Source organism: Cupriavidus sp. NPDC089707, from assembly GCF_044748965.1.
In the GTDB taxonomy this organism is placed as follows: Bacteria; Pseudomonadota; Gammaproteobacteria; order Burkholderiales; family Burkholderiaceae; genus Cupriavidus.
The window spans coordinates 32,261-45,728 of the sequence record NZ_JBIVHB010000033.1 but is presented as its reverse complement, the minus strand read 5'-3'; the positions used below and the strand labels follow the sequence as shown (position 1 = coordinate 45,728).

14 protein-coding genes are annotated in these 13,468 nt (G+C 66.7%); 2 read left to right on the top strand and 12 right to left on the bottom strand.

Features of this window, described 5'->3' with window-relative positions:
• The 9 genes from pgk to cbbX all read right to left on the bottom strand — a co-directional run.
• The coding region (pgk, locus tag ACIP1U_RS30295) for a phosphoglycerate kinase (protein WP_400322920.1) at window positions 1–713 on the bottom strand (713 nt) is incomplete at its 3' end.
• Between the two features lie 12 nt (window positions 714–725).
• Entirely contained in the window at window positions 726–1,736 is a 1,011-nt protein-coding gene (gene gap / locus ACIP1U_RS30290) for a type I glyceraldehyde-3-phosphate dehydrogenase (RefSeq protein WP_400322918.1), read from the bottom strand.
• A gap of 76 nt (window positions 1,737–1,812) precedes the next feature.
• The gene (gene gph, locus ACIP1U_RS30285; protein WP_400322916.1) at window positions 1,813–2,520 is read right to left on the bottom strand and encodes a phosphoglycolate phosphatase; all 708 of its coding nucleotides are present in this window, start codon (window positions 2,518–2,520) and stop codon (window positions 1,813–1,815) included.
• Window positions 2,517–4,532 (bottom strand): transketolase, encoded by a 2,016-nt coding sequence (tkt, locus tag ACIP1U_RS30280; RefSeq protein ID WP_400322914.1) that lies wholly within the window; start codon window positions 4,530–4,532, stop codon window positions 2,517–2,519. The genes gph and tkt overlap by 4 nt, the downstream gene beginning before the upstream one ends.
• Window positions 4,533–4,572: 40 nt before the next feature.
• Window positions 4,573–5,451, bottom strand: a complete 879-nt coding sequence (locus ACIP1U_RS30275; protein WP_400322912.1) for a phosphoribulokinase — start codon at window positions 5,449–5,451, stop codon at window positions 4,573–4,575.
• 11 nt (window positions 5,452–5,462) lie between these two features.
• The gene (locus ACIP1U_RS30270; RefSeq protein WP_400322910.1) at window positions 5,463–6,569 is read right to left on the bottom strand and encodes a class 1 fructose-bisphosphatase; all 1,107 of its coding nucleotides are present in this window, start codon (window positions 6,567–6,569) and stop codon (window positions 5,463–5,465) included.
• Between the two features lie 51 nt (window positions 6,570–6,620).
• Entirely contained in the window at window positions 6,621–7,325 is a 705-nt protein-coding gene (gene rpe / locus ACIP1U_RS30265) for a ribulose-phosphate 3-epimerase (RefSeq protein WP_400322908.1), read from the bottom strand.
• Between the two features lies 1 nt (window position 7,326).
• Window positions 7,327–8,091, bottom strand: a complete 765-nt coding sequence (locus ACIP1U_RS30260; RefSeq protein ID WP_400322906.1) for an HAD family hydrolase — start codon at window positions 8,089–8,091, stop codon at window positions 7,327–7,329.
• Window positions 8,092–8,094: 3 nt separating this feature from the next.
• Window positions 8,095–9,030 (bottom strand): CbbX protein, encoded by a 936-nt coding sequence (gene cbbX, locus ACIP1U_RS30255; protein ID WP_400322904.1) that lies wholly within the window; start codon window positions 9,028–9,030, stop codon window positions 8,095–8,097.
• Here cbbX and ACIP1U_RS30250 point away from each other — a divergent pair.
• On the top strand, window positions 9,029–9,181 hold the full coding sequence (locus tag ACIP1U_RS30250; protein ID WP_400322903.1) for a hypothetical protein: 153 nt from the start codon (window positions 9,029–9,031) through the stop codon (window positions 9,179–9,181). The genes cbbX and ACIP1U_RS30250 overlap by 2 nt on opposite strands.
• A 7-nt stretch (window positions 9,182–9,188) precedes the next feature.
• Here ACIP1U_RS30250 and ACIP1U_RS30245 read toward each other — a convergent pair whose 3' ends face one another.
• Both ACIP1U_RS30245 and ACIP1U_RS30240 read right to left on the bottom strand, forming a co-directional pair.
• The gene (locus ACIP1U_RS30245; protein ID WP_400322901.1) at window positions 9,189–9,608 is read right to left on the bottom strand and encodes a ribulose bisphosphate carboxylase small subunit; all 420 of its coding nucleotides are present in this window, start codon (window positions 9,606–9,608) and stop codon (window positions 9,189–9,191) included.
• Window positions 9,609–9,646: 38 nt separating this feature from the next.
• A complete protein-coding gene (locus tag ACIP1U_RS30240; RefSeq protein WP_400322899.1) occupies window positions 9,647–11,107 on the bottom strand; it encodes a form I ribulose bisphosphate carboxylase large subunit in 1,461 nt (486 codons plus the stop codon).
• Between the two features lie 176 nt (window positions 11,108–11,283).
• Between ACIP1U_RS30240 and ACIP1U_RS30235 the strand changes: the two genes are divergently transcribed.
• Window positions 11,284–12,234, top strand: a complete 951-nt coding sequence (locus ACIP1U_RS30235; protein ID WP_400322898.1) for a LysR substrate-binding domain-containing protein — start codon at window positions 11,284–11,286, stop codon at window positions 12,232–12,234.
• Window positions 12,235–12,536: 302 nt separating this feature from the next.
• Here ACIP1U_RS30235 and ACIP1U_RS30230 read toward each other — a convergent pair whose 3' ends face one another.
• On the bottom strand, window positions 12,537–13,451 hold the full coding sequence (locus ACIP1U_RS30230) for a pyridoxal-phosphate dependent enzyme (RefSeq protein WP_400322896.1): 915 nt from the start codon (window positions 13,449–13,451) through the stop codon (window positions 12,537–12,539).
• Window positions 13,452–13,468: the final 17 nt, after the last annotated feature.

The following is a 13,468-nucleotide window of genomic DNA, read 5'->3' as shown; positions in this document are numbered from 1 at the left end:
TTGGCGATGCCGCCGCCGACGACCAGGTTGTCGACCTTGTCGGCCAGCGACTTCAGGATGGTCAGCTTGGTCGAGACCTTGGAGCCGGCCACGATGGCCACCAGCGGACGGGCCGGCTGGCCCAGGGCCTTGCCCAGCGCGTCGATCTCGGCGGCCAGCAGCGGGCCGGCGCAGGCGATCGGGGCATACCGGGCGATGCCATGGGTGGTGGCCTCGGCGCGATGCGCGGTGCCAAACGCATCGTTGACGTAGATGTCGCACAGCGCAGCCATCTTCTGCGCCAGCTCGTCGCTGTTCTTCTTCTCGCCCTTGTTCACGCGGCAGTTTTCCAGCAGCACCACCTGTCCGGGCGGCACCCGGAAGCCGCCCGCGGTCCAGCCGGACAGCAGCGGCACCTGCCGGCCCAGCAGCTCCGACAGGCGGCGGCCCACCGGCGCCAGGCTGTGACGCGGGTCCGGCTGCCCTTCCTCGGGACGGCCGAGGTGCGAGGTGACCATCACCGCGGCCCCCGCCTGCAGGCAGGCCGCGATCGCGGGCACGGAAGCACGGATGCGGGTATCGTCGGTGATCTGGCCCGCATGATCCTGCGGGACGTTGAGATCGGCGCGGATAAAGACCCGCTTCCCGGCCAGCCCGCCGGCGGCGAGCAACGCGGCCAGCGTGTGCGGCGCCGTGGGCTTCGGTTGCGCGTCCGTAGCATGGGAAATGCTCATCGTGGCCACCCTTCAGCGTGCGTTGGCCAGCGCCACCGCGGTATCCAGCATGCGGTTGGAGAAGCCCCATTCGTTGTCGTACCAGGCCGAGACCTTGACCAGCGTGCCGTTGACCCGGGTCAGCGTGGCGTCGAAGGTGGACGAGGCCGGGCTGTGGTTGAAGTCCACCGAGACCAGCGGCGCGGTGTTGTAGTCCAGGATGCCCTTGAGTTCCGCCTCGGCCGCGCTCTTCAGGATGCCGTTGACTTCATCCACGGTGGTCGGCCGCGCCGCCACGAAGGTCAGATCGACCAGCGACACATTGATGGTAGGCACGCGCACGGCAAAGCCGTCCAGGCGGCCATCCAGCTCGGGCAGCACCAGTCCCACCGCGGCGGCCGCGCCGGTCCTGGTCGGGATCATCGACATGGTGGCCGAGCGCGCGCGGCGCAGGTCCTCGTGGTAGACGTCAGTCAGCACCTGGTCGTTGGTGTACGAATGCACCGTGGTCATCAGCCCGTTCACCAGGCCCAGCTTTTCGTGCAGCGGCTTGACCAGCGGCGCCAGGCAGTTGGTGGTGCACGAGGCGTTGGAGATCACCGTGTCGGTGGCCTTCAGCACGCCGTGGTTCACGCCATAGACGATGGTGGCGTCCACGTCCTTGCCGCCCGGGGCGGAGATGATCACCTTCTTCGCGCCTGCCTTCAGGTGGGCCGCTGCCTTCTCCTTGCTGGTGAACAGCCCGGTGCACTCCATCACCACGTCCACGCCCAGCTCGGCCCACGGCAGCTCCACCGGCTTGCGCTGCGCCACGACGCGGATCCGGTCGCCGTTGACGCGGAAGGCATCGCCGTCGACCGAGACCTCGCCCGGGAAGCGGCCATGGACGGTGTCGTAGCGGGTCAGGTGGGCGTTGGTGTCGGCATTGCCGAGGTCGTTGATGGCGACGATCTCGAGGTCGTGGCGCTTGCCGCCTTCGTAGTGGGCGCGCAGCACGTTGCGCCCGATGCGCCCGTAGCCGTTGATGGCAACCTTGATGGTCATGATGTCTCCGTTTCCTTGTCTTGGTATCTTTGCCGGCCTGGGCCGGGCTCAGGTGGCGAATCTCAGGCGGCGGGTCTCAGGCGGCGGGTGCCAGCCACGCCGGTGTCAGCAGCGCTGGCAATGCCTCCATCGAGTCGATCAGCGCATCCGCGCCCAGTGCCGCGGGCCCGCCGGGGCCGGCGTAGCCGTAGCGCACCAGGCAGACCGGCATGCCGGCCGCGCGCGCCGCGGCCACGTCCACCGGCGAATCGCCAACCAGCACGCCTTGCGCCGCATCGACATCGAGCAGCCGGCAGGCATGCCGCAGCGGTGCGGGGTGCGGTTTCATCTGCGCGATCGAATCGCCGGCTACCAGCACCTCCAGGTACGACGCCAGGCCGGTCATGGCCAGCAGCGGCGCCGCCAGCGCGCGCGGCTTGTTGGTGACGCAAGCCACGCGGTAGCCCTCGCGCCTGAGCGCTGCCAGGCCCGCTTCCACGCCCGGGAATACCGAACCCAGGCGGCCATTGGTGTCGTCATAGTGGCGATGGAACAGCGCCTCGGCGTCGGCGGCCTCCACCCGGGGCGCCAGCTGCGCGGTCTCAAGCACGCGCCGCACCAGGTTGGGCACGCCACGGCCGATGAAGCCGGCCACGATATCGAACGGCAGCGGCGCGCTGTCGAGGTCGGCGAGCATGCGGTTGGCGGCCTCGACGATGTCCGGGGCGCTGTCCACCAGCGTACCGTCCAGGTCGATCAGCACTGCGGCGCACGGCAGGGAGCAAGGCAGGGACTCGGTAGTCATGACTTGTCCTCCAGCAAGGCACGCGCGGCGGCCGCGACGTGTTCCGGGGTCAGGCCGAAGTGCCGGTACAGCGCCTCCGCCGGGGCGGATTCGCCGAAGGTGTCGAGGCCCAGCGTTACGCCGCCCTCGCCCACCACGCCCCGCCAGAACCAGGTGGCGCCCGCCTCCACGCTGACGCGCGGCACGCCCGGCGGCAGCACCGCGTCGCGGTAGGCCGCGTCTTGCGCGTAGAACAGCTCCACGCACGGCATCGACACCACGCGCGCGGCGATACCAGCGTCGGCCAGTTCCTGCGCGGCGCGCACTGCGATCTCCACTTCGGAGCCGGTGGCCACCAGCACCACGCGCGGCGCCGCGTTATCGCGCAAGACGTAGCCGCCGCGCGCAATCTCCGCGCGCCGGGCGGCATCGCGCTCGAACGGCGTCAGCGCCTGCCGCGACAGGACCAGGCAGGTCGGGCCGTGCTCCCGCTGCAGCGCGGCCTGCCAGGCGTAGGCGGTTTCGGCACCGTCGCACGGACGCCAGACCCGGTTGTTGGGGATCAGCCTCAGGCTCGCGGCGTGCTCGACCGGCTGGTGGGTGGGGCCGTCCTCGCCCAGGCCGATCGAATCGTGCGTCAGCACGTGGATCACGCGCAGCCGCATCAGCGCGGCCATGCGGATGGCATTGCGCGAGTAGTCCGAGAACGTCATGAAGGTGCCGCCGTAGGGAATCAGCCCGCCGTGCAGCGCCACGCCGTTCATCACCGCCGCCATGCCGAACTCGCGCACGCCGTAGCTGACATAGTTGCCGTGCCCTTCATGGTTGACCCAGACCGAAGCCTTCACATCGGTCAGGTTGGAACCGGTGAGGTCGGCCGAGCCGCCCAGCAGTTCCGGAACGGCCGGCGCCAGCGCTTCCAGGCAGAGTTGCGAGGCCTTGCGCGTGGCGATCTTGCCTTGCAGTGGCGAGGGGGCGTCCAGCTGCGCCATCAGTGCCGCATCGAAGCCTTCCGATAACCGGCCATCGATGCGGCGCAGGAACTCCTCGGCCAGTTCGGGATGCGCGGCGCGATAGGCAGCGAAGCGCGCTTCCCATTGGGCCTCCCGCGCCGCGCCCTGGGTGCGTGCGTCCCAGGCGTCGGCCACGTCCGGCGGCACGGTAAAGGGCTCGGCCTCCCAGCCCAGCGCCTCGCGCATGGCGGCGATCTCCGCCGCGCCCAGCGGTGCGCCATGCACATCGTGCCCGCCCGCCTTGGCCGGGGCGCCCTGGCCGATCACGGTGCGGCAGCAGATCAGCGTGGGCCGGCGGCGCTCGGCCCGGGCCGCGTGCAGCGCCGCGTCGACGGCGTGCGCATCATGCCCGTCGACGCCGGCGATCACATGCCACCCGTACGCGGCAAAGCGCTTCGGCGTGTCATCGGCAAACCAGCCGGCGACGTCGCCGTCGATGGAGATGCCGTTGTCGTCGTACAGGCAGATCAGCTTGCCCAGCCCGAGCGTGCCCGCCAGCGAGCAGGCCTCGTGGCTGAGGCCCTCCATCAGGCAGCCATCGCCCAGGAAGACATAAGTGTGGTGGTCGACGATGTCGAAGCCGGGCCGGTTGAAGGTGGCGGCCAGCAGCTTCTCCGCCAGCGCCATGCCGACGGCATTGGCCAGGCCCTGGCCCAGCGGCCCGGTGGTGGTCTCCACGCCCGGCGTCACGCCGATTTCCGGATGCCCCGGCGTGGCCGCGTGCAGCTGGCGGAACTGGCCCAGCTGCGACATCGGCAGGTCGTAGCCGGTCAGGTGCAGCAGCGCATACTGCAGCATGGAAGCATGGCCGTTGGACAGCACGAAGCGGTCGCGGTCAGGCCAGGCCGGATTGGCCGGGTTGTGGCGCAGGTGGCGCCGCCACAGCGCCTCGGCCATCTCGGCCATGCCCATGGGCGCGCCGGGGTGGCCTGATCTGGCCTGTTCCACCGCGTCGGCGGCCAGGAAGCGCAGCGCGTTGGCGCAGCGGGCCGCGGAGTCGATGCGTTCGGGTGCGTTCATGTCTGGTGTCCTTGTCTGTTCCCTGCCTGCTCAGCGGTTGTTACAGGGCGGCGCGCTTGCGTCGCTCCATCATGCGCAGCACAAAGGGCGTGAAGATCAGCTGCATGGCCAGTTCCATCTTCCCGCCCGGCACCACGATGGTATTGGCGCGCGACATGAACGAGTCGTGGATCATGCTCAGCAGGTACTGGAAGTCGATGCCCTTCGGGTTGGCGAAGCGGATCACCACCATGCTTTCGTCCGGCGCGGGGATCTCGCGCGAGATAAAGGGGTTGGAGGTATCCACGCACGGCACGCGCTGGAAATTCACATGAGTGCGCGAAAACTGCGGGCAGATGTAGTTCACGTAGTCCGGCATGCGGCGCAGGATGGTGTCGGTCACCGCCTCGGTGGAGTAGCCGCGCTGCTTCTTGTCGCGCCAGAGCTTCTGGATCCATTCCAGGTTGATGACCGGCACCACCCCGATCAGCAGGTTGGGATACTGGGCGACGTTGATTTCGTCGGTGACCACGCCGCCGTGCAGGCCCTCATAGAAGAGCAGATCGGTATCATCGGGCAACGGCTCCCACTCGGTGAAGGTCCCTGGCTCCTGCCCGAACGGGGCGGCCTCTTCCGCGCTGTGCAGGTAGTGCCGGTGCATGCCGGTGCCGGATTCCGCATAGGCGCGGAACAGGTTTTCCAGGTCGCCGAACAGGTTGTTCTCCGGGCCGAAGTGGCTGAAGTTCATGTTGCCGGTGCGCTCGGCCTCGGCCATCTTGACCTTCATCTCGGCACGGTTATGCCGGTGGAAGCTGTCGCCTTCGATCACGACTGACTTCACGCCTTCGCGGCGGAAAATATTCTCGAAGGTACGGGTCACCGACGTGGTGCCGGCGCCGGAGGAGCCGGTAATGGCGATGATGGGATAGCGTTCTGACATGGCCGTGCACCTCAGGCAGACGCGCGAAACAGGCTGCGCTCGTTGAACAGGGGATTGGGAAGGTCGGGATCGGACTGGTTGGCGTGGTAGTCCTCGATCCGCTCCACTTCATTGCGCGAACCGAAGATCACGCCGATGCGCTGGTGCAGCCCGCCCGGCGCCACCGCCATCAGCGGCTGCCGGCCGGTGCTGGCGCGCCCGCCGGCCTGCTCCATCAGGAAGGCGATCGGGTTGGCCTCGTAGAGCAGGCGCAGGCGGCCCGGCCTGGCCGGGTCCTTGGTATCGCGCGGGTACATGAAGACGCCGCCGCGCATCAGGATGCGGTGCGCCTCGGCCACCATCGACGCAATCCAGCGCATGTTGAAATCCTTGCCGCGCGGGCCGCTCTTGCCGGCCATGCACTCGGAGATGTAGCGCTGCACCGGCGCCTCCCAGAAGCGGCTGTTGGAGGCATTGATGGCAAATTCCTGGGTATCGGCGGGCACGCGCAGGCCGGGGTGCGTCAGGAAGAATTCGCCCAGGTTCGGATCGAGGGTGAAGCCGTTGACGCCGTTGCCCACGGTCAGCACCAGCATGGTGGTGGGGCCGTAGAGCGCGTAACCGGCCGCGACCTGGGCCGTTCCAGGCTGCAGGAAGTCCTGCTCCGCCACGGTGTCCGCGTCTTCGGGAGCGCGCAGCACCGAGAAGATGCTGCCCACAGATACGTTGACATCGATATTCGATGAACCATCGAGCGGGTCGAACACCAGCAGGTACTTGCCGCGCGGGTAGCACGCTGGGATCTGGTATGGCACCTCCATTTCCTCCGACGCCATCCCGGCCAGGTAGCCGGCCCACTCGTTGACGCGCAGGAAAGCCTCGTTGCTCAGCACATCCAGCTTCTGCTGGATCTCGCCCTGCACGTTGATGGCGGCCCCGTTGCCGTCCGCGTTCCCATCGGCGCTGCCGGCACGGCCGTGCAGGCCGCCCAGCGCGCCGAATGCCACCGCGCGCGCGATCTCCTTGCAGGCCATGGCCACATTGAGGATCAGGCCGTTGAAGCCGCCGCCGGCCTCCGGGTAGCGGCGGCGCTCCTCGATCAGGAACTGCGTCAGGGTCATCCTCTGGACGTCGGGCATGACAGGTCTCCTCTTCATTTGCTGTGTGTTCTTGTATGGCGCCGGCGCGGGCTAGGTGAACGTCGCAGCCTCGCGCAGGCGGCGCAGGACGCCGCGGTAGCCGCCGCCCGCATCCGGCGCGCCAAACACGGCGCTGCCGGCAACGAAGGTGTCGGCGCCCGCACGGGCGATCTGCGCGATGTTGTCGGCCTTGACGCCGCCGTCGATCTCCAGCCAGACCGCTCGCCCGCCGGCTTCCATTTGCCGGTCGATGCGCGCGCGCACCTGGCGCAGCTTGTCCAGCACGCCGGGGATGAACGCCTGGCCACCGAAGCCGGGGTTCACGCTCATCAGCAGCACCAGGTCGAGCTGGTCGAGCGTGTGATCAAGCCAGCCCAGCGGCGTGGCCGGGTTCAGCACCAGGCCGGCCTTGCAGCCGTGATCATGGATCAGGCCGATAGTGCGGTCCACGTGCCGGCTCGCCTCCGGATGGAAGCTGATGATGCCTGCGCCCGCCTTGGCGAACATGGGGATCAGCGCATCGACCGGCTCCACCATCAGGTGCACGTCGATGGGGATGGACACATGCGGCCGGATCGCCTCGCACACCAGCGGCCCGATGGTCAGGTTCGGCACGTAGTGGTTGTCCATCACGTCGAAGTGCACCAGGTCCGCGCCCGCTGCCTCGATCGCGCGCACCTCTTCGCCCAGCCGGGCAAAATCCGCCGACAGGATGGACGGCGCGAGGCGGACGGCATGTTGGTCGGTGGCGTGCATGTCAGGCTGCCTCGAACAGGGTGCCGCGATGCCAGTTGCGCAGCGCGCCCAGGTCAGCCCAGCGCTGCGCCGCACCGGGCAATTGCTGTGGCAGCGGCTGCGCCGGATCGCCCAGGTGGGGCAGCACCAGCAGCGCGCCGTCGAAGCGGTCATGCGCGGTGTAGGCGGTAGGCGTGATCACGGTGGCAATGCCGGCCGCCTGCGCGGCGCGCAGCCCGTTCTCGGAATCCTCGATCGCCAGGCAATCCCCGGCTTCCAGGCCGAGGCGTTCCAGCACGGCCAGATAGACATCCGGGGCCGGCTTCTTGATGGCAGTGGTGCCGGCGTCGCCGATGGCGGCGAAGCGCTCGCGCCAGCGCTGGCCCAGCGGCACCTGCAGCAGCGCATCGAGATTGGCCGGCGTGGTAGTGGTGGCAATGGCGACGGGCACGCCGGCATTGCCGGCCTCGTCGATCAGCCGGGCAATGCCCGGGCGCAGCGGCAGCTGGCCGCTGCCGACACGATCGGCGTAGTGGCGCGTCTTGATGGCATGCACGGCGTCGATGGTCTCCCTGACCTTGCAGCCGCGGGCCTCTTCCGGATCGACCATGCGCCAGTAGTGCAGCAGCCGCTCCTTGCCGCCGGCCACCTTGAGCAGGCGCGTGTAGAGCGCCTCGTCCCAGCACCAGTCGAGGCCGACCTCGGCAAAGGCGGCATTGAAGGCCTGCAAGTGGGCGGTCTCGGTATCGGCAAGCGTGCCGTCGACATCGAAAATCAGGGCTTTCATGGCTTACTCCGCAGCCGAGGGCTGCGAGAACACACGGCTGGCGCGCAGGTCCCCGGCCGTGATGGTGGTCAGGGCACGGTCATCCACCACCGTGCCGGGATCGTCGAGCAGCCGCGACGCATGGCGCAGCCGCGCGCGGTCCAGCGCGTTGCGCACGCTGCGGGCATTGGCGAAATGCGGCTGCGCCATGCGCCGGGCCAGGTAGTCGGCGAACACGGCGCGGCTCTCGTCGTCGAAGTGGTATTGCATCTCGGCCAGCATCAGGTCGGCGATCTGGCGCAACTCCTCGAGCTGGTAGTCGGGGAAGTCGATATGGTGGGCAACGCGCGACGACATGCCCGGGTTCGATTCGAAGAACCGGTCCATGCGGTCCTTGTAGCCGGCCAGGATCACCACCAGGTCTTCGCGGTTGTTCTCCATCACCTGCAGCAGGATCTCGATGGCCTCCTGGCCGTAGTCGCGCTCGTTCTCCGGCCGGTAGAGGTAGTAGGCCTCGTCGATGAAAAGCACGCCGCCCATGGCCTTCTTCAGGATCTCCTTGGTCTTGGGCGCGGTATGGCCGATGTACTGGCCGACCAGGTCGTCACGGGTCACGGCCACCAGGTGCCCGCGGCGCACGTAGCCGAGCTGGTGCAGGATCTGCGCCATGCGCAGGGCCACGGTGGTCTTGCCGGTGCCGGGATTGCCGGTGAAGCACATATGCAGGCTGGGCGCGCCCGCGCTGAAGCCGCGCGCGGCGCGCAGCTTGTCGACCAGCAGCAAGGCGGCAACGTCGCGGATGCGCGCTTTCACCGGTTTCAGCCCGATCAGCTCGCGATCGAGCTCGGCCAGCAGTTCGGTGATGCCGGAGCTCGCTAGCGACTCGGCCAGCGATCCGGCGCGCGATCCGGTCAAGGCAGCGGGCTGCTGCAGCGGTGCGGTCGTTTCAGGTGCGGACATGGCAGGCTCCGTGAGTGACGTGAATTCCGGGCGCAACTTCCCCGGCGCGTCGCCTGGCGGCGGCTCGCCCATGGGATGGCACAGTGTGGAAATCGCCGGCGGGCAGCGCGTGGCAACGCTACGCGCCGGCCCGGTCGGCGCCGATCAGTAGCGGCTGCTCAGTAGCGGCTACCTTCGGGCCGCGCCTGCACGGCGTAGCTCTCGATCGAGTAGCGCATGGTGCGGCCCGGCTCCTCTTGCCGCACCAGGCGGAAGCCCGGTTCGTCAGCGGGACGATTGACGATGAACGACATCACCACCGACTCCACCGTATGCGTCGAATCGAAGGCCGTGACGCGGATGTAGTGATTGGGAAACGTGGCGCGTGCGTTGTTGATTTCCATCAGGATGCCGGCGGCATCGCGCAGGTCGAACATCGGCAACCCGAACATGTCCCAGTACGTGTTGCGCGGGTGCGGGTCGTCGGTGTATTCGATGCCGACCGCCCAGCCCTTGCCCAGGCAGTATTCGAGCTGGCTGGTGATCTGCTCGTCGGTCAGTTCGGGCAGGAAAGAGAAAGTGCCTTGAGTGATGCGCATGATGTCCTCTCGTTCTGTGGGTTCAGGGGCTCGGGGGCTCAGGCCACCGATGCGGTGGGCACGAAGTCCGAGGTATCGGTCGGCGTGTAGTTGAAGGTGATGTCGCCCCAGGTATCGAGCGCCGCCCGCAGCGGTGCACACCAGCGCGCCGCATCGCGCAGGATCTCCGGCCCTTCGTTGAGGATGTCGCGCCCTTCGTTGCGCGCCAGCACCATCGCTTCAAGCGCCACGCGGTTGGCCGTCGCGCCCGCCTGGATCCCTTGCGGGTGGCCGATCGTGCCGCCGCCGAACTGCAGCACCACGTCGTCGCCGAAGAGATGGATCAACTGGTGCATCTGGCCGGCGTGGATGCCGCCCGAGGCCACCGGCATCACCTTGCGCAGCGAGGCCCAGTCCTGGTCGAAGAACAGCCCGCGCGTCAGGTCGGTCCGGGTGTAGGCATCGCGGCAGACGTTGTAGTAGCCCTGCACGGTGAGCGGATCGCCTTCCAGCTTGCCCACCGCAGTGCCGGTGTGCATGTGGTCGACGCCAGCCAGGCGCAGCCATTTGGCGATCACGCGGAACGACACGCCATGGTTCTTCTGCCGCGTGTACGTGCCATGGCCCGCGCGGTGCAGGTGCAGGACCATGTCGTTCTGGCGGCACCAGTTGCTCATCGACTGGATGCAGGTCCAGCCCACGATCAGGTCGACCATGATGATGACCGAGCCCAGCGACTTGGCGAACTCCGCGCGCCGGTACATCTCTTCCATGGTGCCGGCGGTCACATTCAGGTAGCTGCCCTTGACCTCGCCGGTGGCGGCCGAGGCCTTGTTGACCGCATCCATCACGAAGAGAAAGCGGTCGCGCCAGTGCATGAAGGGCTGCGAGTTGATGTTCTCGTCGTCCTTCATGAAATCCAGCCCGCCCTTCAAACCCTCGTACACCACGCGGCCGTAGTTGCGGCCCGACAGGCCCAGCTTGGGCTTGGTGGTGGCGCCCAGCAGCGGGCGTCCAAACTTGTCCAGGCGCTCGCGCTCGACGATGATGCCGGTCGACGGGCCGGCGAAGGTCTTCACATAGGCGACCGGGAAGCGCATGTCTTCCAGGCGCGCCGCTTTGATCGGCTTGAAGCTGAAGACGTTGCCGATGATCGAGGCGGTCAGGTTGGCGATCGAGCCTTCCTCGAACAGCGACAGGTCATAGGCCACGTAGCAGAAGAACTGCTCGGGGTTGTTCGGCACCGGATCGACCCGGTAGGCCTTGGCGCGGTACATGTCGCAGGCGGTCAGGCGGTCGGTCCACACCACCGTCCAGGTGGCCGTCGACGATTCGCCGGCGACCGCCGCGGCGGCTTCGACCGGATCGACGCCGTCCTGCGGCGTGATGCGGAACAGCGCCAGCACATCGGTGTCCTTGGGCACGTAGTCCGCGTCCCAGTACCCCATTTCCTTGTACTTCATCACGCCGGCGTCATAGCGCTTGCGCGGCTTGGCTTGGATCGTTTCAGGTGCGTTCATGCTGGTCTCCCTTCCGTGGTTTGCGGCGTGACTGCTCGTTGGAAAGAAAGATATCCGTGCACCAACATAAGGTAAATTCAGATATTCTTAGCCTCTGTATAAGCAATCCCTTAAGTGAGGCGCAGGCCGCACACGCAGACCCACGACAAGGGAAAAACCAAGCCGCCTCCCAGACCATGTCCTTCCTGCGCGCCCTCACGCTTCGCCAGCTCCAGATCTTTGTCACAGTGGCCCGGCACGCCAGCTTCGTGCGCGCCGCCGAGGAGCTGCACCTGACACAGCCGGCGGTCTCGATGCAGGTCAAGCAGCTGGAATCCGTGGTGGGGCTCGCCCTGTTCGAGCGGATCCGGGGCCAGCTCACGCTGACCGAGCCCGGCGACCGGCTGCTGCACCATGCCTCACGCATCCTTGGGGAGATCAAGGATGCTGAGGAAGGCCTGCAGGCGGTCAAGGATGTCGAACAGGGCTCGATCACCATCGGCCTGATCAGCACCGCCAAGTACTTCGCGCCCAAGCTGCTGGCGGGGTTTACAGCGCTGCATCCCGGCATCGACCTGCGCATTGCCGAGGGCAACCGGGAAACGCTGCTGCAGCTGCTGCAGGACAATGCCATCGACCTGGCGTTGATGGGGCGTCCGCCGCGCGAGCTGGACGCGGTGTCAGAACCGATCGCCGCGCATCCGTACGTGCTGGTGGCCTCGCCGCGGCATCCGCTGCGCGACGAGAAGCGTTTCGACCTGCAGGAGCTGCGCCACGAGACGATCCTGCTGCGCGAGCCCGGGTCCGGCACCCGCACCGTGGCGGAGTTCATGTTCCGCGACCACCTGTTCACGCCGGCCAAGGTGATTACGCTGGGCAGCAACGAAACCATCAAGCAGGCGGTGATGGCGGGCATGGGGATCAGCCTGCTGTCGCTGCATACGCTGTCGCTGGAACTGCGTACGGGGGAAATCGCGTTGCTGGACGTGACGGGTACGCCGATCGAGCGCGTCTGGCATGTGGCGCATATGGCAAGCAAGCGTCTGTCTCCGGCCAGCGAGAGCTGCCGGGGCTATCTGCTTGAGCACGCTGCGGAGTTCCTGGGGAAGGAATATGCGGGGCTGCTGCCTGGGCGGCGCGTGGCGTGATGAACCAGGTGGGTTCGCCGGGATTTGCAGTTGATCGGCGGATGTCGACCAAGCTGAGGATCCAGAACTTGAGTTTGCCGTTTCGGGTGCGATATCAGTCGTGCACATTCAAGATGGTCGTCAGGGGACAACCTGAGGTGGCGATTCATTTTTTTCGGGCCACTCTGGCGGCCGGCCGAAATCGGCCAATGGGCCGTCCGGAGCTAGGCGACGAATGGCCTGACAAGCCTGCAAACGGGACATTGTGGGCGTATTGCCTTGTCCGATAGGGCTCCTGGCCCTACCGGGACTATTCCCCCTTGTCAAGTGCGCTGCCATGCCAGTAGATCCGCTACTGTGGAACTGGCTCCCCCGCAAACGACCACCAAGACATCCTCCGCCGCATTGAGTTCTGAGATATCGTGGTCCAGCGCAGCCAGCGTGGCGCCACATGCAGGCTCGACTAACACGCGATGCTCATCGAGTAATCGGAGGCAAGCAGCCACCGCAGCGGCATCTGATACGACCACGCTCCGGATCGGATGACGTTTAGCCCAGTCGACGGCTTGCTGGCAGGGGCTTCTGGCACCAAGCGACGTCGCTATGCTGGTAATTTCTGGCAATGATACAGGCTTGCCCACAGCGATTGATGCCGAGTAGCTAGCGGCACCTTCGGTTTCAACCGCAACCACGGGAACGTCGCCCCAGCCATTGCGCGTCATTCCCTCCAGTACGCCACAAAGCAGACCACCTCCGCCTACGGATAACAGTACGGCTCCCGGCCTGACACCAGCTTGTGCAACTTCGTCAATCAGCGTTGCATGGCCTTCCCATAGCAACGCGTCATCGAAGGGATGGATGAAGGCTGTATGTTCGGTGAGCAGTGACATGGCATATGCATTGGCTTCCGCCCAGGATTTGCCGTGGACAACGAGACTTGCACCTTCCAGTTCGATCAAGGCTCTCGCCCGCGCAGATGTGCTTTCCGGCACCACGACTGTTACGGGCAAACCGAGAACTCGCCCGCAATATGCGACAGCCATGCCGGCGTTGCCACCTGATGAGGAAATGAAGTGTTTGGCGCCACGTTCCATATGCCAGGTGCATGCATGTGAAATCCCGCGCAACTTGAATGAACCAGAAGGTTGCAGGCCCTCCATCTTGAGCCAGACAGTCTTGCCCAGACGGACGGAGTTGGACTGCGAACGAAGCAGTGGTGTATTGATATACAGAGTCATGGCCGTGAAAAAGGAAT